Raw genomic sequence first — 22,399 nt, forward strand, 5'->3', positions numbered from 1 at the left:
GACGGAGGTGGTTCGCTCGCCCGTCGACCTCGGGCCGAGTTCGGCGGAACGGTTTTCCCCGACCGTGATGCAAGGTAACACGAGTTATGGCATCCAAACAGAGTGCGCGTTCGCGGTGTCTCAACTGCGGCTTCGAGGCGCCGTCCGGCGGAGACGAGTGGGACCGCGTCGAAGTACCGCGATTAGGCGAGATGACGCGCTGTCCGGGGTGCGGGTCGACCAACGTCATGAGCGGACGATAGATGGGAGGGTCCAGCGGGCGCCGCATCCGCCCCCGTTGGCCGGGCTGCTCCCGCTTTCGCGGTCCGAGCCGCTCCCGTCGTCCGCTCCCGCCGTCCGCTCCCGCCGCCCCGTCCGCCCCAGTCGTCCCGAGCAACACCGCACCACGGGTTCGGCGGGACGAGTAGATTGTAGTCTGTCACTACCGATATCGTCGTCCGGGTCAGGTTCCTCAGCGCGACAGCCGGACAGAACGAACCCCGTACAGACATCTGTGCTCGGCGATTTTGTCCCCCGATGCGGAGATGGTGTTAGGCAGATAAACTCTACTGAAATAGGGCATATACTCGGATTGAATAACCGCTTTACCGATAGTTCGGCCATGAGCACCCCCGGGCCGGGAGCCGAGTCGATAGTGATTCCGGCGATAAGTGCACCGAGCAGTGTCAGTTTCGTCAGGTCGCTGGGCCGCCGCGACGTTCGTCCGATAACCGTCTCCGAACGGAAGACCGCCTCCGGCTTCTCGTCCCGCTACAGCGCCGAGAGCCACGTCGTCCCCGGACCCGGCGAGGACCTTCAGGGGTACGAGGATGCGCTCCTCTCGCTGGCCGAACGCTCCGACGTTCGGACGCTGGTGCCGATGCGCGAGGCGGACGTGTTCGTCTTGGCTCGCCGACGAGAGCGGTTCGCCGACCACGTCTCGACGCTGTGGCCGTCGTTCGAGCAACTCCGGACCGTCCACGACCGCCTAAGGCTCGTGGAAGTCGCCGCCGACGCGGGCGTGAGTGCACCCGAGACGCAACTGCTGAGCGAAGTCGACGACAGGGACCGAAACCGCATCGTGAAAGGTCGGTACTCGGTGCTGACCCACGAGTACGAAGCCTCGGTGCCGCCGCGGAAACTGCTCGACCCCGGCTCTACGAGCTATCTCGAAGCGGGAACCGAGCCCGACGTGGCGTCGATCCGCGGCGAGATGCGACACGACCCCATCGCACAGGAGTTCGTCGACGGCGACGAGTACGCGCTGTGGGCGCTGTACGACGACGGCGAACCGGTCGCCACGTGTCAGAAACACCAACTTCGCGGCTGGAACTACGCCGGCGGCACGAGCGTCTACCGCCGTACGGTCCGACTGCCCGAGTTGGAAGCGGCCGGGCGCGCGCTGTTGGACGAACTCGACTGGCACGGGTTCGCCTCCGTGCAGTTCAAGCGCGAGCCGGAGTCCGGCGAGTTCACGCTGATGGAGATAAACCCGCGCGTCTGGGTGTCGCTTCCCTGTTCGGTTCGCGCCGGAGCCGACTTCCCGCTGTACTACTGGCAGACGGCCACCGGTCGACCGGTCGACATCGACCCGGAGAACCCCTACGAGGTCGACGTCGCGACCCACCTGCTCCGCGGCGAAGCGGCACACCTCACGAGCATCCTCACGAACGAGGAGTCGTTCGTCGACCCGCCGACGCTCGCCTCGACCGCCGTCGGGATGGCCAAGTCGATGTACCGGCCGAAACACCGCGGTATCGACTACCTGAGCGCCGACGACCCGCTCCCGTTCGTCCGCGGCGCGCTCAACGTCTCGCTCGGGCAGATGAAGAACGCGCTGTGAGCGCGTCGGCGTCGTTCGTGTCCGCCTCCGCTACTCGCCGCGGAAGTCGGGCGAGCGCTTACCCATAAACGACTCGACGCCCTCGGTGTGGTCCGCCGTCTCGAACACCGCCGACTGCGCGCCCGCCTCGTTGGCGATAGCCGACGAGAGCGACAGTTCCCAGCCCTGGTCGAGCAGTCGCTTCGAGGTCCGGAGCGCGACGGTCGGTCCCTCGGCGATTTTCTCGACGAACGCGTCGACCCGCTCGTCGAACTCTTCGTCGGAGTACACGTGGTTGACGAGGCCGAGGTCGAGCGCTCGCTCCGCGTCGAGCAGTTCGCCGGTGAAGACGAGTTCCTTCGCCACGTTGTCGCCGACGAGTCGCGGGAGGAGATAGGAGGTACCGGAGTCGACGGCGAGGCCGACCTGCCGGAAACCGAAGCCCATCCGGGCCTCCTCGCTCATCAGTTGCACGTCGCAGGCGATGGCGACGTTCGCGCCGGCCCCGACGGCGACGCCCTCGATTTTCGCCACCGTGGGGAACTCGCACTCGGCGAGTCGCTGGACGCATCTCCCCGTGTTCTGGATAATGTGTCGCACGGCTTCGTCGAGCGACCAGCTCCCCGACTGCAGTTCCATCATCGCGTTCACGTCGCCGCCCGCCGAGAACGACCCCTCGGAGCCGGTGACGACGACGCAGCGAGCGTCCGACCCCTCCAACTCGTCGAGCGCGTCGATGAGACCGTCGGCGACGTCGACGGTGAGCGCGTTGCGCAGACCGGGGTTGTTCAGCGTGATGGTGGCGACGCCCGTCTCCGCGTCTCTGTCGAGGAGCACGGCGTCGGTACCGCCGTCCGTGCCGATTTCGGATTCCGTAGCGTCGTCGTCGCCGTCGGAGTCGCCCTCAGTCATCCGACGCCTCGGCCTCGCCAACGAGTTCGAACTTCTGGACCTTCCCGGTCGTCGTCCGCGGCAGTTCGTCGACGAACTCGACCTCTCGGGGGTGTTTGTACTCCGCGAGGTTGGTGAGGCAGTACTCGCGGATATCGTCGGCGCTCACGTCTGCATCCGGCGCGCGGACGACGAACGCTTTCACCGTCTCGCCGCGGCGGTCGTCCGGGATGCCGACGACGGCGACGTCGGCGACGGCCTCGTGCTCGAACAGCAGCTCCTCGACCTCGCGCGGGTAGACGTTGTAGCCCGCGGTGTTTATCATGTGCTTGGCGCGGTCGACGACGTAGAAGAAGCCGTCCTCGTCGTGGTAGCCGAGGTCGCCGGTGTGGAACCAGCGCTTGCCGTCGTGCTCGGTGAACACCTCGGCGTTCGCGTCGGGGAGGTTGTAGTAGCCCTTCATCACGTTCGGCCCGCTGATGACGAGTTCGCCCGTGATTTCGTCCAAATCCACCTCGTCTTCGTCGACCGGACCCTCCGAGACCGGGCCGATCTCCTGGAACTCCTCGGTGACGATGCGCGCGTCGATGCCGGGCAGCGCCTTCCCGATGCTGCCGACGCGGCGGCCGTCCTTGGGGCTGTTGAAGTGGGTGACGGGGCTGGTCTCGGTGAGGCCGTAGCCCTCGTAGACTTCGACCGGGTAGAGCTCCTCGAACTTTCTGAGAACCTCGACCGGGATGCCCGCACCGCCGACGCCGCAGAGCCGAAGCGAGGAGAGCTCGAACTCCTCGGCGTTCGGCTGGTTGATGACGTCGTTGTACATCGCGGGGACGCCGTGCATCAGCGTGAGCCCCTCGTCGGCGACGAGCGACATCGCCTCCTGGGCGTCCCACGACGGTAACGGGTAGTACGCGCCGCCGCCGAACAGCGTCGCGTTCATCACGACGGTCATGCCGTAGATGTGGAACAGCGGCAGTACCCCGAGCTGTTTGTCGTCGGCGCGGATGCCGTCGGGGACGATGGCGATGGACTGCTCGGCGTTCGACGCGAGGTTGTGGTGCGTCAGGAGGACGCCCTTCGGTTGTCCCGTCGTTCCGGACGTGTACGGCTGGACGGCCTCGTCGTCGTCGTCTCGGTCGACCGTCTCGAACTCCGGGTCGCCGCAGAAGGCCTCGAACGACGTCGCGCCCGCGGACTCGCCGCCGACGCCGACGACGTGTTCGACGTCCGTCTCGTCCTGTACCTCCTCGACGAACGGCACGAGGTCCGAGAGCGCGACGACGACTTTCGCGCCGCTGTCGGCCAGGAGGTGGCCGATTTCGCGGGCTTTGTACTGCGGGTTCATCGGGACGACGACGCCGCCGGCTCGGAGCGTCCCGTGGAACGCGACGACGAACTGCGGGAGATTGGGCAGGTAGATGGCGACGCGGTCGCCCTCGCCGACGCCGGCCTCGGCGAGACCGGAGGCGAACGCGCCGGTCTGTCCCCAGAACTCCCGATAGTTCACGTCGTTGCCCTTGAAGCTCAGCGCGAGGTTCTCGGGGTGTTCCTCCACCGTCGAGGCGATGTTTGTGACTAAATTTGTCATGTGCCATCTCACCACATGTCCGCCGTCGCTAAAAGGTTTGTTTCGAACAACGCTCGTAAACCGACGACGGGTGTCGATTTCCCCGTCGCCTCGCACCTCGTCGCGCTCCGTTGCACCTCGTCGAACTCCGTCGCACTCGCCGCGCTCCGTCGAACTCCGTCGCAGTCACCGCGCTCCGTCGAACTCCGTCACACCTCGTCGCACTTCGTCAAACTCGTCGCGCTTCGCTCGGCAGTGACGGGACCCGTTCAGTATCGCAACAGAGAGTCGAACGTTACGCCCGCGATACCCGGTCCCTCGGGGACCGAACTCTCCCCGTCTATCACCGGAACCGGGTCGTCGGCGAGGTCCTCGGCGAGCAGGTCGCCGGTAGCGAGACCGCACGGCGAAACCCCGGGGAGCGCGGCGGCGACGTGGACGGCGGCGGCGCGCGCGACGGCGGCGTCGACGGTGGTCGTGACGACCGGTTCGACGTCGCATCGGCGGAGATACCGCGCCAGCGACAGCGTCGGTCCCGGGCCGCCCAGCGCCATCGGTTTCAGAACCAGCACGTCGGCGTAGTCGCGGATGTTCAGCGGCAGCGACACGGACGAGTCGTACAGCGTCTCGTCGAGGGCGACGCCGACGCCGCGACCTCTCAACCCCGCGTGCCCGTCGAGGTCGGCGGCGGGGAGCGGTTGTTCGACGTACGAGAAGTCGAGGTCGGCGAGCAGGTCGACCGCCCGCTCGGCCGTCCCGCGGTCCCACGCGCCGTTGGCGTCGGCTCTGAGAACGACGTCGTCGCCGACGGCGTCGCGCACCGCTCGAAGCCGCTTCTCGTCGGCCTCGAACGGTCGCGCGCCGACTTTCAGTTTGAGACAGTCGAAGCCGCCTTCCACCGCGATTTCGGCCGCGGAGACGGTTTCGTCGAGCGCCCCGTCGCCGACGGTGGCGTTGACCGGGACGGTCGCCGGTCGAGCGGCTCCGCCGCGCCGCGTCCCGAACTGCTCGGCGAGCCAGTCGTGCAGTGCCACCTCCCGTGCGCGAGCCTCGACGTCCATCCGCGCGAGGTTCACCGCGTGACGGGCCGCCGGTCCGAGCGTCGCGGCGTCGAACTCGTAGCCCCTGTCTGCGGCGTCCTGCAACTCCTCCAACCGGGCGCGACACTCGACGTACGACTCGGTCCACCCCGGGAGCGGCGTCGCCTCGCCGACGCCCCGGACGCCGTCGTCGGTCTCGACGCCGACGAGGAAACCGCGGCGTTCTCGTATCTCGCCGTTCGCCGTGCCGAGCGGCTTCCGGAGACGAAGCGAGAACGGTTCGACTCTCACACCCCGCATATCACATCACAGACCCGACGGCCACCCCGGCGGCGAACAACACCGCGTACGCCGCCAGCAGTTTCCCGGTCCGTTCGAGCGCGGGGTTCAGTTTCTCGCCTTTCGTCTCGGTGACGACGATGCGGGTCAGCCGAATCGCGAGCGGCAGCGTGAAAAACGGCAGGAGCACCGTCCACGCGTAGTCCGCCGCCAACCAGAAGTAGGCGGGAACGGCGTAGGCCAGCGCGAACATGGCGACGTACTCCGCCCGCGCGAAGCCGTACCCGTAGCGGACCGCGAGCGTCCGCTTGCCCGTCGTCGCGTCTTCCTCCCTGTCTCGGACGTTGTTGACGACGAGGATGTTCGTCGAGATGGCCGCGACGGGCAGCGAGGCGAGAATCACTTCGAGGGGAACGGTTCCGGCCGGAACGCCCACCGCGAGGGGGTCGGCGAGAATCGAGGCGGCCTGGACGTAGTAGGTGCCCGTGACCGCGACGAGGCCGAAGAAGACGAAGACGAACACGTCGCCCAACCCGTGGTAGCCGAGCGGGTACGGGCCGCCGGTGTAGGCGATGCCGCTGGCGACCGAGAGGAGACCGATGACGAGGATGGGGACGCCGCCGACGTAGACGAGGTACGTGCCCAGCAGGATGGCGGCGGCGAAGGTGAGATACATCGCCCGCTTCACCTCCTCGGGGTCGATGAGACCGCCCGCGGTTACCCGAGTAAAGCCCTCGCGCGCTTCGGTGTCCGCGCCCTGCATCGCGTCGTAGTAGTCGTTGGCGAAGTTCGTCCCGATCTGGATGAGCGCCGCGCCGACGAGCGCGGCGACGGCGGGCCAGAAGGCGAAGACAGAGTCGTGGAACGCGAGTCCGACGCCGACGACGACCGGCGCGGCGGCGGCCGGGAGCGTCTGCGGCCGCGCCGCGATGACCCACGCCTTCCGGCGCGAGATGTTCTGCGTACTCATTGGCTCCGTCTCCGTGCTAGGGAGTCGTCAAATTTGGCATGTCGGGTCGGCACCTCGACTCGGAAGTCGGCACCGACCTCGGCGTCGCCGACGAGAACATCGAGCGAGCGGCGTGGTTCGAGGAACTGCCCGAGGAGACGTTCGACCGGAAGTTCGCGGAGGCAGTGTTGAGCAAGGCCGAGAGTAAAAAGCTGAGCAAATCAACGGTGTAGCATCCGCGCGAACGACAGAGTCGTGAGCGCGGTTCACCGGTCGCGCCGTGCGCGACCGGTCTTTTTTGGTCCAGATTTTTTGGCGGGGTTCGAGCGCCGCGAAGCGGCGTGAGGACCCCGTTAAAAAAGGTGGGTTAGTAGTGCCATGGGTAGTCCGAGAAGTTCGGCTCCCGCTTCTCCAAAAAGGCGTCCCGGCCCTCCTTCGCCTCGTCGGTCATGTAACCCAGACGGGTCGCCTCGCCCGCGAACACCTGCTGGCCGACCATCCCGTCGTCGATGGCGTTGAACGCGAACTTCAGCATCCGAATCGCCGTCGGGCTCTTGCTCGTGATCTCCTCTGCCCACTCGAACGCCACGTCCTCCAGTTCGTCGTGCGGAACCGCCTCGTTGGCCATCCCCATGTCGACGGCCTCCTCGGCGGAGTAGGTCTTCCCGCGGAAGAAAATCTCGCGAGCTTTTTTCTGGCCGACCTGCCGGGCCAAATAGGCCGACCCGAATCCGCCGTCGAAGGAGGCGACGTCGGGGTCGGTCTGGAGGAATTTCGCGTGTTCCTCGGAGGCGAGCGTCAGGTCGCAGACGACGTGTAAGGAGTGGCCGCCGCCGACGGCCCAACCGGGGACGACGGCGATGACCGGCTTGGGCATGAAGCGGATGAGTCGCTGCACTTCGAGGATGTGCAGACGGCCCGCCTTCGCCGTCTTGACGGCGGGGTCGTCGTCCTCGGCGGCTTCGTCGTCGCCGCGGTACTCGTAGCCGGAGCCGCCGCGGACCGACTGGTCGCCGCCGGAGCAGAACGCCCACCCGCCGTCCTTCTCCGAGGGGCCGTTTCCGGTCAGGAGCACGCAGCCCACGTCGGCCTGCTTGCGGGCGTGGTCGAGCGCGGCGTGGAGTTCGTCGACGGTGCCCGGGCGGAACGCGTTGCGCACTTCGGGGCGGTCGAAGGCGATGCGGACGACGGGCGCGTCGACGGCGCGGTGGTAGGTGATGTCCGAGAAATCCGTCGAGACGACCTCCCAGCGGTCGGGGTCGAAGAGCTCCGAGACCATACCGAACGCGGGTCCGGAGCCGCGAAAAAGGTTGCCGTCGGGCGGCCGCGCGTTCGCCTCGGTGCGTCCGCCGCTGGTTCACGCACTCGCCGTTCTAAACTCGTATATGGCGTGACACGCCCGAAGCAGCGCCGCGACTGCCAGCGGCGGAACGGCGACGGCGACGACGACGCCGACGAAGTCACCGGAAACGGCGCCGACGCCGATGCGCGGGCCGGCGGGAAGCCCCGGGAGGAGCGCGAGGCTGGTCGCTGCCCACAGGGCGACGTTGTAGCCGACGACGCGGAGGCCGGCCAGCGCGTACGACCGCGGCGGCCACGCCGGACCGACGCCGACCCAGTCGCCGCGGAACGCGCTCACCGAGACGGCGAGCGAGACGAAGGCGACGCCGAAGACGAAGACGACGTCGGCGGCGGCGAAGAGGCTTCGGCCCGCCGTCACCGAGAGCAGCCAGAGCGTGGCGGGTATCGTCAGGACGGCCACCGAACCGCCGCCGGAGAAGAGGTCTTCCAGGACGCGGCCGAGTCCGTCCGGCTCCTCGCGCGGGCGAAGCTGCCGTTGCTCGGTTGACGGGTCCGTGCCGCGGCGCGGTGAGGACATGCGTTAGGCGTTCGTCGGGAAGTACGTAAATCTCTGCTCGGCGGGTGTCGGGCGACGGTGTCCGGTCGTCGGAAACGAAGACTCTCCGTCAGTGGAGGTCGGCGACGCGTTCGACGACCTGCTCGTGTAGCGCCTCCCGCGTTCGGTGGCTCTCCTCGGCGTCGGTTCGAACCTCGATGACCTGCGTGCCGGCGCTCGCGACGGATTCGGCGTACGCCTCGCGGAACTCCTCTCGTGCTTCGACGCGCTCGAAGTCGAGGTCGTAGAGGTCGCCCGTCGCCTCGAAGTCGAGGCCGTGCGGCGTCTTGAACTGCGAGGTGAAGGGCGGGTCGAACTCCTCGATAGGGAGCATGTGGAAGATGCCGCCGCCGTCGTTGTTGACGAGGACGACCGTGGCGTCCACCTCACACCGTCCGAGCGCCAACAGACCGTTCATGTCGTGGTAGTACGCGAGGTCGCCGAGGACGAGCGTCAGCGGGTCGGTCGTCGCGCTGCCCGCGCCGAGCGCCGTCGAGACGATGCCGTCGATGCCCGACGCGCCGCGGTTACCGAGCGCGGTGACGTTCTTGTCGGAGGGGCGGGCGAACCGGTCGAGGTCGCGGACCGGCATGCTGTTGGAGACGAACAGCGTCGACGGGTCCGGCGCGAGGTCGGCCACGTCTTCCAGAACCTTCCCCTCGAACAGCTCGTCAGCTCGGTCGACCGTCTCCCAGTGCTCGCGGTCGGCCGCGAGCCACCGGTCTCGCCACGCAGCGCTGTCGGGACCGGAGACGAGGCGGGCGACGTGGGCGGCGAGGCGGGAGGGGTCGGCGACGACGAGGTCCGACGCCGCGAACTCGGCTTCTCGCCACTCGGCGGCGGGGTCGACGACCAACTGCCGGGCGCCGGTCCGCGCGAGGTACTTCCTGAGCGGCTTCGAGGTGGGCGACGCGCCGATCCGAAGCACGACCTCGGGGTCGGGCCAGTCGGCGACGGCCTCGGCCGCGAGGAAGTCGTCGTAGCCGCCGACGACGGGCGTCGTCCGGACGTGGCCGCCGAACCGGAGACCGGAGAGCGGGTCGGCCAGAATCGGGAACCCGGTGCCGTGCGCCAGAACCGCCACCGCCTCCGGGTCGACGCCCGGCGGGTCGGCGGGTCCGGCGACGACGAGGCCGCGCTCGGCCGAGAGCAGTTCGGCTATCTGCTGCAGCTCCCGGTCGTCCAACTGCGGCACGCCGCGGGTCGTCCGGACGTACGCGCCGTCGTGGTCGCCGCCGCTACCCCCCTCGCGGCCGTGAGCGGCCAGCGGCGGGAGGTCGGCGGGCACGTCACCGTCGACCGGTACGGGTTCCAGCGGCTTGCGGAACGGGACGTTCAGGTGAACCGGACCCGAGGGCGTGCCGGTCGCCTGCGCCAGCGCGCGGTGCGCCGTCGTCCGGAGCCCGCGGAGTTTTCGGTCCGTGGCCTCGGGCTCGGGGAGGTCTTTGTACCAGCGGACGGAGTCGCCGTAGAGCTTCTCCTGGTCGATAGTCTGGTTCGCCCCCGAGTCGCGGAGCTCCGGCGGGCGGTCGGCGGTCAACACGAGCATCGGGACGCGCGCCTGCGAGGCCTCGACGACTGCGGGATGGAAGTTCGCAGCAGCGGTGCCCGACGTGCAGACGAGCGGCGTCACGTCGCCGGTTCGTCGCGCCCGGCCGAGCGCGAAGTACGCCGCCGAGCGTTCGTCGAGGTGCGAGAAGACGTGGATGTCGTCGTGACGGTCGAACGCGGCGGTCAACGGCGTCGAACGACTGCCGGGAGCGATGCAGACCGCCGACACGCCCGCCTCGGCGAGTTCGTCGACGAGCACGCGCGCCCACAGCGTGTTTCGGTTCGGCGCAATCATCGTTCAGACCTTGGCGCGCGCCGTCAAATAGGCGGCGCGATAGCCTCGTACCGCTCCTCGCTTCGCAAGGGTCGTCGCCGCTCGCTCAAGAGACCTATAACGGACCGCGCCGACGGGCGACCGTGAACGACGAACACGCCCTCGTCGAACAGCACGACATCGATTCGGAAGACCAGTTAGACCGCGAGATTCTCCACCTCGTCCGCCGGCTTCGCCGAGAAGGGTACACGCTGCGGGAGCTCGTCCCTCGACTGCGGCGGAAGGCGGACTACTACGCCGAGTTCGCCGAGGAGTACGACAAGTGGGACTACACGCCCTCGGAGTCCGGTCGAGCGGCCGTCGACGACGAGTGACGAACGGCGGGAGAAGAACGGGTAACGGGTCGCCTCGCAGACTACCGCTCCAACTCGTCCAGAATCGGTCGCACTTTCGGCTGGAGTTCCTCCCACTCCGCCTCCGGGTCGCTGTCGCCGACGATGCCGTTGCCCGCGAACAGCGTCGCCCGCGTCCCGCCCGCGACTCCGGAGCGAATCCCGACGGCGAACTCGCCGTCGCCTTCGGCGTCGAACCAACCGACGGGCGAGGCGTACCAGCCGCGGTCGAACGACTCGGTCTGTCGAATCGTCTCCAGTGCCGCCTCCAGCGGCAGGCCGCCGACGGCGGGCGTCGGGTGCAGCGCCTCGACGAGCGACAGCACGTGCGTGTCGTCGTCGAGCGTCGCCGAAATGGGTGTCCAGAGGTGCTGGATGTTGCTCAGTTTGCGAATGCGTTTGTCGCGGGCGGTCACGTCGCCGAATCTCTCTAACTGCTCGCAGACGGTGTCGGCGACGAGTTGCTGTTCGTGCTGGAGTTTCTCGCTCTCCAGCAGCGACGCGGCGAAGTCGGCGTCGTCCTCGGGCGTCTCGCCGCGCGGCATCGACCCCGCCAGCGCCTCGGTCTCGACGGTTCGGCCGTCGCGCTTGACGAGGCGCTCCGGCGGCGGGCCGAAGAAGGCGGCCTCGTCGGTCGGTTGGACGAGGAAGCGATAACACTCGGGGTACGTCCGGCGCAGCCGTTCGAGCACGTCCGGGATGTCGACTCGCTCGGCGAGTTCGAGGTCCAGCGCCGTCGCCAACACGACTTTCAGCAGGTCGCCCGACCGGATGCGTTCGGTGACCTGTTCGACCTGCGCGACCCACTCGTCTCTGGGTGTCCGCCAGCGTCTGTCGACGACGCCGGGCGACCCGCCGCTGGGTCGCATCATCGGCAGTTCCGAGAGCGAATCGCGCGCGGCGTCGAGCGCCGAGTCGGCCGTTTCGGGCGTCGCGTCCGGCCCGTACTCGACGACGGTGAGCCACGTCGCGTCGTCGCCGCGGGTCAACTGCACGCGCGGGAGGACGAACGTCGCCGCCGCGAAGCCGGTCCACGGCGGCGTCTCCTCGTGACCGGCGTCGAACGAGAGGCCGCCGAGCATCCGCGGCCGCGTCGCCGCCGGCCCTTCGTGGTCGACGTCGTCGAAGACGGCGGCCGCCTCGTCGCGGAGGTGGTCGAACCGCTCCGGTCCCGACGCGCTGAGGTGCGCCGCCGCCCCGCCGCCGACGAGTTCGAGGCCGTCGGGCGACGCCCAGTGGACTCGGGGGGCGGTCTGGTCGGCGAGGAAGGCCCGAAACGAAACGTCCGGAATCTCGCAGGACCGACTCACGAGCGTCGCCTCGGCGTGCGACGCCGTCGTCTGCTGGTTGCGCTGCGCCGGGTTCATCTAAGGGGGGTTAGGACGCGGGGCTTTTGAACCCCACCTTTTGCGCTGCGGGCGCGCTTCGCGCGCCCTCGGCAAAAGCTGTCTTCGCGGTGAAACCGCGAAGGCTTAGCAGACGCGAAGCGTCTGCTCTCGGACCAAAAGCACTCGTCACTCACTTCGGCGGCTTCGCCGCCTCCGTTCGTTCCTCGGCCCACTCGCTCGGCTTCGCCTCGCTCGCGGAGAACAGCTTTCAATCGGAAAAACAGCACATAGCGCCTCTTTAGTTCCCCCTCTCGTAGTATTCGTTCATAAGAGTGCGTCGATTCAACCACTTTTGGAATTCTTCTCGGTTTGATTGGCAGATGAAGATGAAATTCACCTTGCAGTCCGCTTGCTCAAGAACTTGGTAATCAATCTCATCGCTGATGATTTGATTTTCAATGTCTCTAAGCTGTATAATTCCCTCAAGCGGGTACGGAATGTCATTTCGAATAGCAAATAGTGTATCACTCAATGAACTCCAGTTATCGAGAGACGTGATGCCTTCAAATGAAAAATCGCCTTCTCGTCCAATAACTTCAACCAAGTTGGCTCCCTCTGGTGAGTCATCTGCGGGGAGTAACTGGCATTCACAAGAAAAACGATACAATGTTGAAATATTGTCTATATCTAGTTCTTTGATTCGTGGTATCGTGTTGTCATCAAGAAGGTCATTCACTACACGTTTTGTTTGAATATAATCCTCGCTGTGGTTCACCGTCTTCATAACACTCTCTCTAGTCTGCTTTTCTCCTTGGATATTCCCGGGTAAAAACGCACTCAGTCCAGCCCGAAGTTTGCTTCTTTCTTCCTCTTCTCTGACCACTTTCGAGGTATCATCAATTCGATCGAAGAACAACTGTTGAATGTGTGAGGGCGAATAATAGAGAATGTGTTGATACGATATACTGTCCATTTACAATGGGTGTTGTAGTATCGGATTATAGTATTTTCTAGCGTCCATCGTTTGGGCTAACAAGTCCAAAACATAGGGCATTCGTGGAACATCAGCTCCCTATCTAGTGCAAATTCGTCAGGTAGCTACTGCCGTGGAATTCGACGAAACTACGTTATCAGGGCCCTGTTGAAACCCTCATCCGATGACAGATGTGGCGTGCTGAATACAGAGGGATGTATTCAGCAAGCCATTGATGTTTGTTTCACTCAGCCAGTAATGAAACAGCCCTCAGGTAGTGTGCATTTACCGCTTCAATCTCGCACCGCTGTCTGCTCCGGAGGATATAGGTCGCATCACAGACATACAGTAGACAGTTCAATATGCACGACGCTATAGCCGAGACACTTCCGGGGTGGGCCACCTATCTTGCGGTGGTTTTCACCGTCGTCCTTGGTTTTCTTGTGGGCGATTTCTTTGGACTCGGTATTCTAAGTCGGGTTGTAGTAACTCTAGCTATGTATGTGATATTTAGTAAGACACTCAGCCTCATTTTGAACTAAAGAAGTATATACAGTTGCTTTTATTGAATATGAGAACTACCTGTATTTAACACCAAGACTAGCAGGGGTCGAGTGACCGACTCGCGCCCTGTATTCAGCACGAATCCTGAAATCTATCACCGCTTGAGGGTTTCAACAGAGCCGTTATCAGCTATACCGCTCTTCGTTCCACGGATTAGCAGTATTCGAGTAACCACGTTTCTCCCAGTAACCACGCTCGGCTTCGGTGAGGAACTCAACGCCCTCGACCCATTTGGCCCCTTTGTAGGCGTACTTGTGCGGGGTGACGACGCGGAGGGGGCCGCCGTGGTCCGCCGGGAGCGGTTCGCCGTCGTACTCGTAGACGAACAGCACCTCGTCGCGCATGCACTCTTCGAGCGAGAGGTTCGTCGTGTAGCCGTCGAGCGCGTGGAACATCACGTGGACCGCGTCGTCGTCGACGCCGGCCATCTTCGCGAGCGTCGGGAACGTCACGCCCGTGAACTCGCAGTCGAACTTGCTCCACCCGGTGACGCAGTGGAAATCCTGGATATGGGTTTCTGCGGGCAGGTCTTTGAACTCCTCGTAGGAGAACTGCAACTGCTCGCCGACCGCGCCCCAGACGTCGAACTGCCACGACGCCGGGTCCCACGAGGGCGTCCCGCTCTTCGAGAGCACCGGGAACCGCTCGGTCTTGCGCTGGCCGGGCGGGAGTCTATCCCCGCCGAACTCCTCGTAGAGACCGGTGACGTTCTTGCTCATACCGCATCGTTCGTCGCCACTCACCTATCGTTGTCGACTCTCTCCGTGAATTTGTACAGGGGCGCTGGTGGATGCGCGAAAACGAAACCGACGTTTGCGGCTCCACGACCGTCATCGTGATAGCTCGTACCGTAGGGCGCCTGCGAACGTTTCACTCGGCGTCAACTTTAAATACGGCGTATCCAAACCCACGTTCGATAAATGCCCAAAGTAAAGATGAACATCCCCGAGCACATCGAGATGCAGATCGCCCAACTCGTCGAACAGGGCGAGTTCGTCAACCGCGAGGAGGCGGTCGAAGAACTGCTCTCGACCGGTATGAAGGCTTACAAGACCAGCGGACCGATGGACAACGACGAACCGGGCTTCGAAGACGACGGGATGATGGGCCACGAAGACGAGTACGTCTTCTGAGCCACTCGTGTCGGTGTGGCAGAACGCCGCAATAACCCTTAAAACGAAAACAGACCTACCGATTTCTATGCACAAGGACGACCTGCTCGAACTACACGAACAGATGGTGATTATCATGGAGTACTTCCGCTCCCAGGAGGGCGTCGACTCGTCGCTGTTCGACCCCTACGACGAACTGAGCGTCGAGCCCTCGCACGTCCACAAGTCCAAGAGCGAGCACAAACACGCCGTCTTCGTCCTCGGCAACGCGCTGGCGAGCGCGATGAGCGACGACGAGTTCTCCAACGCGGGCCGCGTCGGCAAGCGGATGGAAGAACTGGCCAACGACGCCGAATCGAAGATATAACCCGTTTTCGACGCGCCCGTCGTTCCGCCACGCTAACGACTATCGTCCTCCCCCGTGAGCGTCCGCCATGGACCGGACGCTCATCGCCGGGAAAGTCGAGCAGGCCCGCGCCGCCGTCGCCTCCGACGACACCGACTGCTGGATCACCTTCTGCCGCGAAACCGACGAGGTCGACGAACCGTGTCTCCCCTACATCCTGGGTTTCGACGTCGTCTGGCCCACCGCCGTCGTCGTCGGTCCCGAGGCGTCGGCCGTCGTTCTCGGCCGCCACGACGCACCCAACGCCGAGCGGCTCGGCGTCCACGACGTCTACCCCTACGACGAATCGTTCGTCCCCGCGCTCCGGGAGGCGCTCGACTCCGTCGCCGCCGACGCCGAGACGGTCGCCGTCAACTTCGACCGCGACGACAACGTCGCCGACGGCCTCACGCACGGTCTCTACCTCCAACTCCGGGACGCCATCGGCGACGAGTACGAGTTCGCGAGCGCGGGCGACGTCGTCCGCGAGGTCCGCGGGCTGAAGTCCGCGACCGAGCGGGAACGCATCTACGCCGCCGCCGAGACGACCGAGGAGCTGCTCGCCGCGATGGTCGAGGCGTGGGACCCCTCGTGGACCGAAGCCGAAATCGTCGACTGGCTCCACGCGCGGATGACCGAGCGTGACCTCGGCAGCGCGTGGAGCTGGGAGTACTGCCCGACGGTCCACGCCGGCGGGGCGAGCGAAGTCGGCCACACGCTACCCGGCGACCGCAGCGTCCCGAGAAACGAGCTCCTGCACGTCGACTTCGGCGTCCGTCAGGACGGCTACTCGGCGGATATCCAGCGGCTGTACGTCCGCGGCGACGTGCCCGACGGCCTCCGGTCGGCGTTCGAGGACGTTCGCGCGGCCATCGACGCCGGCCACGAGGTGCTCGAAGCGGGAGTGGAAGGGCACGAAGTCGACACCGCGGCGCGGGAGGCGCTGACCGACGCCGGGTGGCCCGCTTTCGAGCACGCCTTCGGCCACCAGGTCGGCCGCGCCGCCCACGACGGCGGGACGTTGCTCGGTCCGCTCTGGGACCGCTACGGCGACGCTCCGAACGGCGAGGTTCGCGTCGGCGAGATATACACGATGGAGCTCGGCGTCGACACCGAGTGGGGCTACGTCGGCCAAGAGGAGATGGTCGAGATAACCGAGACGGGGACCGAGTGGGTGGTCGACCCGCAGACGGAACTGCGGTCGTTGTGACCGAGAGGGAGCGCACACGGCGCACCGAGCATCGGGTTTGATACTCCGGCCCGCCTTGGAGTCGGTATGTTCGCGGTTCCGTCGTGGCTCCCTCTCTCTCGACTCGCGCTCGTCGCCGTCGCCGTCGCCTGTCTGTACGTCGCGTGGCGGTTGGACGACCGCCGGGAACGACGAGTCGCCGCGCTTCGGTCGCGGCTGCTCTACGGGGTGCCGTGGGGGACGCTCGTCTCGGCGCTGTTCGTGCTCGCCGTCTACCTCGTCGTCCAGGGTGGGTACCAGTACTGGTATCGGCCCGTCGTCGTCCCCTTCCGAGCGTGGTCGTATCTCTACCCGACCGGCATGCTCACGGCCGCGTTCTCGCACTCGGGGGCGGGCCACCTCCTCGGCAATCTGTTCGGGACGCTGACGCTCGCGCCGCTGGTCGAGTACGCGTGGGGTCACTATCCGACGGCGCGCGAGGGTGAGAGCCTCGGGTCGTCGAAGTGGCGCGCCGACCCGCGGGTCCGCGCGTTTCTCCTCTTCCCCGCCGCCGTCGTCGCCGTCGGTCTCTTCACCGCCCTGTTCTCGGTGGGCCCCATCGTCGGCTTCTCGGGCGTCGTCTTCGCGTTCGCCGGGTTCGCGCTCGTCTACTACCCGCTCACCACCGTCCTGGCGCTGTCGGCCAGTCGCGTCGTCGACCTCCTGTACGACTCGCTGGTCGACCCGACGACCGTCGCGTCCTCGCGCGAGACCATCGTCTCCCCGTGGTGGGCGCAGATAGCGATTCAGGGGCACGCCATCGGGCTTCTCGCCGGCGTGTTTCTCGCGCTGTGGCTGGTCGACCGCCGCGGCGACGAGTTCCCTTCGGCGTTGCGACTCTGGACGGGCGTGCTCCTCTTTTCGGTCTCGCAGTCGCTCTGGGCGGTGTACTGGTACCGCGGCGGCGACAGCTACGTGCTCTTTCGCGCAGTCGGTCTCGCCCTCGTCCTCCTCTTGGCGACGCTCGTCGCCGCCGCCGTCGGTGCGAGCGGCCGTCCGCTCCTCGGCCGGGTCGGCGCGTCGGTTCGCGAGCGGGCCGGCGACGTCGTCGGTGACGGCTCGGGGCGTCGAACGCGAGAGAGCGGGGACGAGAGGGGCGGCGAAAGCGGCGGACGAAACGGACTCCGGTCGGTGACGGGCCGGCAGGCGGCCGTCGCCCTGCTGCTGGTCGGCGCGGCGGCGATAACCGGGCCGGCTATCGCGGTCAACATGGTGACGACGGCGGGCGACGACTCGCCCGGGGAGTCGGTGCAGGTCCGCGGCTACGAGGTGACCTACGCCGAGAACGTGACCAACGGGATGGTGTCGGTGCTCGACCTCGAAGGGTTCGGCGAGTCGACGAGCGTCACTACCTCCGGCGTCGTCGTGCGCAACCCCGACCGAAACATCTGGACGAGAGAGGTGTCGAAAGCGCAACTCGCGTTCAGAGGGCGGTCGGCGGTCCGCGTCGGCGGCGTCGGGTGGCGCGAGACGGTCGTCGCGAACCGAACCGGGTGGTCGCTCGCCGGCAGCAACGCGAGCTATCGAGTGACGCTCGCCGTCGACGGCGACGAGACGACGGCGTACACGTCGCCGCCGGCGACCGCCGAACCGGTCGTCGCCGGACAGAACGTCTCTATCGCGGCCGAGAACGAGAGCTTCCGCCTCGTCGTCGGCACCGAGAACGACACCGTCTCCGCGCCCGTCCCCCGGACGAACGAGTCGGTGACGCTCAGAGAGATTCGGTTCACGAACCGAGACGGAAAACTGTACGCCGAGACGAACGGGACCCGGGTGCGAGTCGCGTCGAGAGAGCGGTACCGGTGAGCGAGTTCACGACCACCGAATCCGGAACACCTCGGTGTCGAGGTCCTTCGTCGCCTCGTCGTGGAAGTCGAACTGTCGCTCCAGCGTCAGCGTCGCGCCGAAGGCGTGGGTGACCTCGCCGCCTTCGTCGGCGGCGAACGACTCGACGAACTCCCGGCTCCCCCGGTTGTGAATCGAGTACGAGACGTCGGCGAGTGCCGCCGCGGTGGAGAGAAACGCTCGGTCGGCCCCGCGGTTGCCGTTCTGCGCTCCGAACGGCGGGTTCATCAGCACCGTCGTCTTCGAGGCGCTGTCGGAGACGCACAGCGGGGCGCGCGTCGCGTCGGCGCGAACCCAGTGAATCGGCGTCGTGGTTCCGACCCGGCGTTCGTTGTCGCGGGCGGTGGCGAGCGCTTCGGCGTCGAGTTCGACGCCGACGACGCGGTCGGGGCCGCGAAGCGCCGCCCCGAGCGCCAACATCCCCGTGCCGGTGCCGAGGTCCACGACCGTCCGGCCGTCGACGTCGCCCTGCAAGTCCGCCAGGTGAACGACGTGGGCGGCGATATCCGGCGGCGTCGGATACTGTTCGAGACGGACCTGCGGGTTATCGAACCCGGCGACGACGGCCAGTTGCGTCTCCAGCGCGCGCCTGTCTCCCATCAGGCGAGAGTAGCGTCCCCCGAGAGCGTAAGCGTGACGCCCTCCTGTTCGGCGCGTTCGCGGAGCGCCGCGAGTGCGGGTTCGACCTTCTCGGTCGCAGCCACTTCGTCGACGACGACGTCGAGCCGACCCGCGCCGAGGAACGCCGCCGCGCGGACGTGGTCGCGGAGACGGTCGGCTTCCCGCTGAGTCGCCAGCGAGCAGTCCTCGTCGAAACGCGCCTCGACGACGAGCGTCGCCGGCTGGTAGCCTTCCTCGCCGAGCTCCGCTTTCAGGTCGCGGAGGTACGACGGCGCAGTCGAATCGAGCACCGTCGCGTCGAGACGAACCGGGGTGACGTCCGCCGGGCGACACCCGTCGAGCGCCTGTCGAACGTCGTGAGAGTGAGTAGTACTCATGCTACCACCGCATACCTTTTGGTTATACAAAAACCTTTGTGAATGCACAGTGCGCATAACTATCCGGCGTCGAGCGCCGTCGGGAGAGGATCGAGATGGAGATTCGCACGGACCTCACGAACACTAATACCCGATGCTGACATAACGACTCATGGGGGTCACACGCTCCAACCCCCACTCCCCTCGAATCCGGTGTCTACCGACCGCGAAACGCGTCTCACGTCGTGGACACCGGAACTCCCTGTCGTATGATTCCGAGCGGGAACTTCAACCTAGTAGACAACACTACGAGCGACCTCCAAATTTGTATTACATTATATATAATTTACCAAACATGGCAGAAGGCGACGCCTTGTTACGAATTGTCAGTCAAAGTTCTGTTACAAAGGTTTAAACCTTCCGTTGCCCACAAGCTTTTTATGGAACGTCCGAGTCGGCAGCGTCAGCGAGAGCAGCAAGCGGAACAGACGTCGGACGAGACCCTGCAGTGTCCGGAATGTAGTTCTACTGATGTTATCACGGACGCAGACCAGGGTGAACTCGTTTGCGACGACTGCGGCCTCGTCATCGACGAGCGCTCTATCGACCGCGGACCGGAGTGGCGGGCGTTCAACCACTCCGAGCGTCAGTCGAAGTCCCGCGTCGGCGCGCCGATCACCGAGACGATGCACGACCGCGGGCTGACGACGACCATCGACTGGAAGGACAAAGACGCCTACGGGCGCTCGCTCTCCTCGGAGAAGCGCAGTCAGATGCACCGACTGCGCAAGTGGCAGGAACGCATCCGAACCAAGGACGCCGGCGAGCGTAATCTCCAATTTGCGCTCAGCGAGATCGACCGGATGGCCTCCGCGCTGGGCGTCCCGCGGTCGGTTCGCGAAGTCGCGTCGGTCATCTACCGCCGCGCGCTCAACGAGGACCTCATCCGCGGGCGCTCAATCGAGGGTGTGGCCACGAGCGCGCTCTACGCGGCCTGCCGACAGGAGGGGATTCCGCGAAGCCTCGACGAAGTCGCCGAAGTATCCCGCGTACCGCAGAAGGAGATCGGTCGGACCTATCGCTACATCTCGCAGGAACTCGGTCTGGAGCTGAAACCCGTCGACCCCAAGCAGTTCGTTCCCCGCTTCGCCTCCGCGCTCGAACTCTCCGAGGAGGTGCAGGCGAAGGCGACCGAAATCATCGACGTCTCCGCCGAGCAGGGCCTGCTCTCGGGGAAGTCGCCGACCGGGTTCGCCGCCGCCGCCATCTACGCGGCGTCGCTTCTGTGCAACGAGAAGAAGACCCAGCGCGAGGTCGCCGACGTCGCGCAGGTGACCGAGGTCACCATCCGCAACCGGTACCAGGAACAGATCGAAGCGATGGGCTTCCGTTGAGCTGTCGGCTGACCTGAAAGTATTTATCTCGCGTTCTCGACGGCGGTGACGTGAACCGCCGTGCAATCCTCCACGCACTCGGGAGCGGTGTGGCCGTTGGCCTCGCCGGAGTGCGCCGTGCGCGACGACGCAGCGCCGAGCGAAGGTGAAGTCGCAGCCGACGCCCGGACCGTATTCCGACTGGACGTCCCGCGTATCCGGACGGCCCGCGCTATCCGCGAGTGACTACTGCTTCACGAAGACGAACACTTCCCGGTTCCACAGTCCGAGTTCGTAGCGCGTCGACTCGTACCCCTCCAGTCGCCGAGCGACCTGACTCCGCCTCTCCCCGTCCGCGACGACGACCGCCGGTTCGCCGGCGACCATCGTCAACCCGTTCGGGTCGGCGACGCTCGTCTGTCGCGCGTCGAGGCGCTCGAAGTACCACGGGAGCGGGAGCCGGTTCCCCCACGCGTCCGACACCGGCGGCCGGCGGTCGCTGTCGGCGTTCAGCGTGTAGAACGCCTCACCGACGTAGACGACGTCGGGGCCGTCCGTGCGCTCCATCGCCGCCGAGGCGTTTTCGAGCATCGGTTCGAGCGGTTGTGAGGGCTGTGCGTACTGCGCGAGGTCGTCGTCGGGGCCCGGTTGGCCGTAGACGTTCGCGGCGACGACGCCGCCGACGTGCGCCAGAAGGACGAGCGAGACGAGTGCGACGACGCCGACGCGGGCCGCTCGGTCGCGTTCGAGTCCGATACGCCCCATCCGTGCGAGCGCCGCCACGCCGAGCGCCGCCGGAAGCGTCAGCGCGGTCACCGTGTGGACGGCGAGCCACGGCGCGAACTGCTCGGCGAGCATCGGCACGAGAAGCAGCGAGACGCCGGCCCAGAAGCCGAAGAAGTGCAGCAGCGGTCGCCGCCCGCCGGTCAGATAGCGGTCGTAGAAGAACGCCCCGACGGCGAGACCGAGCACCGGGAGCGACGCGGTGACGAGCAGTTCGGCGTAGTCGAGGACGTACGGGAGCAGTTCGTGGCCGTCCGTCCGCCGGTAGTCGACGCGGACGGCCCAGAACTTCCGGAACGACCCGAGAAACGCCGACTCGACCGTCGCCGGGAGCGTCGTCAGGTTCCAGAGGCCGACGCCGTCGGCGTCGCCGGCGCGGGGCGCGTAGAAGACGAACACCACGCCGAGCAGGAGGAACGTCGAGCGCGCCAGCGGCGTCGCCCGCGAGACGAGTCCGCGCCGGATGCGTCCGGCGGCCGCGACCGGGTTCGAATCGCCGCGGACGCGGAGGTGGTCGAACGTCAGCACCGCCGCCAGCGCCCAGCAGAGGAGCGTGACGACCGCGAAGCCCGACGTGGAGAGCAGGAGACCGACTGCGGCGACGCCGGCGTACAGCGACCCGCGACTGTCGGCGTCGACGGCGCGGAGGAAGCAGCCGACTGCGAGCAGCGAGAACGCGGTCAGTAGCAACTCGCCGCGGGCGAACCGCGAGTAGTAGAGCAGCACCGGTTCGACGGCGAGGACGAGCGCGAACGCGACCGTCTCGTCGTCGCGGAGTCGGCTTCGGTAGAGGAGCGCGACGAGCGGGAGCAGCCCGCCCGCGAGCGCGACGACGAGGCGAGCGGTGAAGTCGTTCGCGCCGAAGAGCGCGAACACGTGGCGGTTGACGAGCGGGAGAAACGTCCCGCCGGCGACGGGGCGGTACTCGAACGCGCCGGTGTCGAGGTAGCGGAGCGTCCAGTAGCCGACGCGCGCTTCGTCCCAGTGAAACGCCCTCGCGCCGAGTCCGGCGAGACGGGCGACGAGACCGACGACCGCGAGCGCGGCGACCGCGAGCGTCGCGCGGTCGAACCGGGAGCGGGCGTCGCCGCGAGGTGTCATGTCCCTTCCTGCCGCACCCTGGGGTAGAAGCCTTTCGGGTTTCGCCGCTCGCGGCGTCGGTACGTGTTCGTAGCGTCAGTACGGGTTCG

The 22,399-nt window shown here is 66.3% G+C and carries 22 protein-coding genes; 9 read left to right on the forward strand and 13 right to left on the reverse strand.

The annotated features are described in order from the left end of the window. The first annotated feature begins 86 nt into the window (after nucleotides 1-86). Together DV709_RS17925 and DV709_RS02050 are read left to right on the forward strand one after the other, a co-directional pair. Nucleotides 87-242, forward strand: coding sequence for a hypothetical protein (locus tag DV709_RS17925; RefSeq protein ID WP_198665628.1), 156 nt, complete (start codon nucleotides 87-89; stop codon nucleotides 240-242). Nucleotides 243-601: 359 nt separating this feature from the next. Next, nucleotides 602-1,822, forward strand: coding sequence for a carboxylate--amine ligase (locus tag DV709_RS02050; protein WP_117591318.1), 1,221 nt, complete (start codon nucleotides 602-604; stop codon nucleotides 1,820-1,822). 30 nt (nucleotides 1,823-1,852) lie between these two features. Here DV709_RS02050 and DV709_RS02055 read toward each other — a convergent pair whose 3' ends face one another. The 4 genes from DV709_RS02055 to DV709_RS02070 form a co-directional block, all read right to left on the reverse strand. Then, complete coding sequence (locus DV709_RS02055; RefSeq protein WP_117591319.1) at nucleotides 1,853-2,713, reverse strand: enoyl-CoA hydratase/isomerase family protein; 861 nt, start codon at nucleotides 2,711-2,713, stop codon at nucleotides 1,853-1,855. After that, nucleotides 2,706-4,280 (reverse strand): long-chain-fatty-acid--CoA ligase, encoded by a 1,575-nt coding sequence (locus tag DV709_RS02060; RefSeq protein WP_117591320.1) that lies wholly within the window; start codon nucleotides 4,278-4,280, stop codon nucleotides 2,706-2,708. The genes DV709_RS02055 and DV709_RS02060 overlap by 8 nt, the downstream gene beginning before the upstream one ends. Before the next feature lie 248 nt (nucleotides 4,281-4,528). Further along, on the reverse strand, nucleotides 4,529-5,599 hold the full coding sequence (locus tag DV709_RS02065; RefSeq protein WP_117591321.1) for a mandelate racemase/muconate lactonizing enzyme family protein: 1,071 nt from the start codon (nucleotides 5,597-5,599) through the stop codon (nucleotides 4,529-4,531). Between the two features lies 1 nt (nucleotide 5,600). Further along, nucleotides 5,601-6,548 carry a 1,4-dihydroxy-2-naphthoate polyprenyltransferase gene (locus DV709_RS02070; protein WP_117591322.1) on the reverse strand — a complete coding sequence of 316 codons (948 nt, stop codon included), beginning with the start codon at nucleotides 6,546-6,548 and terminating at the stop codon, nucleotides 5,601-5,603. A 38-nt stretch (nucleotides 6,549-6,586) separates the two neighbouring features. Here DV709_RS02070 and DV709_RS17555 point away from each other — a divergent pair, with 38 nt between their 5' ends. Next, entirely contained in the window at nucleotides 6,587-6,760 is a 174-nt protein-coding gene (locus DV709_RS17555) for a hypothetical protein (protein ID WP_157972623.1), read from the forward strand. 134 nt (nucleotides 6,761-6,894) lie between these two features. On the opposite strand, the gene DV709_RS02075 is transcribed toward DV709_RS17555, so the two are convergent. From DV709_RS02075 to menD, 3 genes are all read right to left on the reverse strand, one after another. After that, the gene (locus DV709_RS02075; RefSeq protein WP_117591323.1) at nucleotides 6,895-7,806 is read right to left on the reverse strand and encodes a 1,4-dihydroxy-2-naphthoyl-CoA synthase; all 912 of its coding nucleotides are present in this window, start codon (nucleotides 7,804-7,806) and stop codon (nucleotides 6,895-6,897) included. A gap of 78 nt (nucleotides 7,807-7,884) precedes the next feature. Next, the gene (locus tag DV709_RS02080; RefSeq protein ID WP_117591324.1) at nucleotides 7,885-8,406 is read right to left on the reverse strand and encodes a hypothetical protein; all 522 of its coding nucleotides are present in this window, start codon (nucleotides 8,404-8,406) and stop codon (nucleotides 7,885-7,887) included. An 88-nt stretch (nucleotides 8,407-8,494) separates the two neighbouring features. Next, nucleotides 8,495-10,270: a 2-succinyl-5-enolpyruvyl-6-hydroxy-3-cyclohexene-1-carboxylic-acid synthase gene (menD, locus tag DV709_RS02085; RefSeq protein ID WP_117591325.1), complete on the reverse strand. Its 1,776-nt coding sequence runs from the start codon at nucleotides 10,268-10,270 to the stop codon at nucleotides 8,495-8,497. 122 nt (nucleotides 10,271-10,392) lie between these two features. Here menD and DV709_RS02090 point away from each other — a divergent pair, with 122 nt between their 5' ends. After that, nucleotides 10,393-10,623: a hypothetical protein gene (locus tag DV709_RS02090; RefSeq protein WP_117591326.1), complete on the forward strand. Its 231-nt coding sequence runs from the start codon at nucleotides 10,393-10,395 to the stop codon at nucleotides 10,621-10,623. Between the two features lie 41 nt (nucleotides 10,624-10,664). Here the strand turns inward: DV709_RS02090 and DV709_RS02095 are convergent, their stop codons facing one another. The 3 genes from DV709_RS02095 to DV709_RS02105 all read right to left on the reverse strand — a co-directional run bounded on the left by DV709_RS02095 (nucleotide 10,665) and on the right by DV709_RS02105 (nucleotide 14,225). Further along, nucleotides 10,665-12,008 carry an isochorismate synthase gene (locus tag DV709_RS02095; protein WP_117591327.1) on the reverse strand — a complete coding sequence of 448 codons (1,344 nt, stop codon included), beginning with the start codon at nucleotides 12,006-12,008 and terminating at the stop codon, nucleotides 10,665-10,667. A gap of 259 nt (nucleotides 12,009-12,267) precedes the next feature. Beyond that, the gene (locus tag DV709_RS17560) at nucleotides 12,268-12,852 is read right to left on the reverse strand and encodes a hypothetical protein (RefSeq protein ID WP_157972624.1); all 585 of its coding nucleotides are present in this window, start codon (nucleotides 12,850-12,852) and stop codon (nucleotides 12,268-12,270) included. Between the two features lie 779 nt (nucleotides 12,853-13,631). Further along, nucleotides 13,632-14,225 carry a sulfite oxidase-like oxidoreductase gene (locus DV709_RS02105; protein WP_117591329.1) on the reverse strand — a complete coding sequence of 198 codons (594 nt, stop codon included), beginning with the start codon at nucleotides 14,223-14,225 and terminating at the stop codon, nucleotides 13,632-13,634. A 201-nt stretch (nucleotides 14,226-14,426) separates the two neighbouring features. Between DV709_RS02105 and DV709_RS02110 the strand changes: the two genes are divergently transcribed. The 4 genes from DV709_RS02110 (at nucleotide 14,427) to DV709_RS02125 (ending at nucleotide 18,037) form a co-directional block, all read left to right on the forward strand. Beyond that, nucleotides 14,427-14,639, forward strand: coding sequence for a DUF7120 family protein (locus tag DV709_RS02110; RefSeq protein WP_117591330.1), 213 nt, complete (start codon nucleotides 14,427-14,429; stop codon nucleotides 14,637-14,639). 67 nt (nucleotides 14,640-14,706) lie between these two features. Then, complete coding sequence (locus DV709_RS02115) at nucleotides 14,707-14,985, forward strand: UPF0058 family protein (protein WP_117591331.1); 279 nt, start codon at nucleotides 14,707-14,709, stop codon at nucleotides 14,983-14,985. A 67-nt stretch (nucleotides 14,986-15,052) separates the two neighbouring features. Further along, nucleotides 15,053-16,213, forward strand: a complete 1,161-nt coding sequence (locus DV709_RS02120; protein WP_117591332.1) for a M24 family metallopeptidase — start codon at nucleotides 15,053-15,055, stop codon at nucleotides 16,211-16,213. 66 nt (nucleotides 16,214-16,279) lie between these two features. After that, entirely contained in the window at nucleotides 16,280-18,037 is a 1,758-nt protein-coding gene (locus DV709_RS02125; RefSeq protein ID WP_117591333.1) for a rhomboid family intramembrane serine protease, read from the forward strand. A gap of 6 nt (nucleotides 18,038-18,043) precedes the next feature. Here DV709_RS02125 and DV709_RS02130 read toward each other — a convergent pair whose 3' ends face one another. Together DV709_RS02130 and DV709_RS02135 are read right to left on the reverse strand one after the other, a co-directional pair. Then, nucleotides 18,044-18,676 carry an METTL5 family protein gene (locus DV709_RS02130; protein ID WP_117591334.1) on the reverse strand — a complete coding sequence of 211 codons (633 nt, stop codon included), beginning with the start codon at nucleotides 18,674-18,676 and terminating at the stop codon, nucleotides 18,044-18,046. After that, nucleotides 18,676-19,074 carry a hypothetical protein gene (locus DV709_RS02135; protein ID WP_117591335.1) on the reverse strand — a complete coding sequence of 133 codons (399 nt, stop codon included), beginning with the start codon at nucleotides 19,072-19,074 and terminating at the stop codon, nucleotides 18,676-18,678. The genes DV709_RS02130 and DV709_RS02135 overlap by 1 nt, the downstream gene beginning before the upstream one ends. Nucleotides 19,075-19,493: 419 nt before the next feature. Between DV709_RS02135 and DV709_RS02140 the strand changes: the two genes are divergently transcribed. After that, nucleotides 19,494-20,447 (forward strand): transcription initiation factor IIB, encoded by a 954-nt coding sequence (locus DV709_RS02140; protein ID WP_058581587.1) that lies wholly within the window; start codon nucleotides 19,494-19,496, stop codon nucleotides 20,445-20,447. Between the two features lie 225 nt (nucleotides 20,448-20,672). Here the strand turns inward: DV709_RS02140 and DV709_RS02145 are convergent, their stop codons facing one another. Beyond that, nucleotides 20,673-22,310: a flippase activity-associated protein Agl23 gene (locus tag DV709_RS02145; protein WP_117591336.1), complete on the reverse strand. Its 1,638-nt coding sequence runs from the start codon at nucleotides 22,308-22,310 to the stop codon at nucleotides 20,673-20,675. Nucleotides 22,311-22,399: the final 89 nt, after the last annotated feature.

Origin of the sequence: Haloprofundus halophilus (genome assembly GCF_003439925.1) — an archaeon.
Taxonomy (GTDB): domain Archaea; phylum Halobacteriota; class Halobacteria; order Halobacteriales; family Haloferacaceae; genus Haloprofundus; species Haloprofundus halophilus.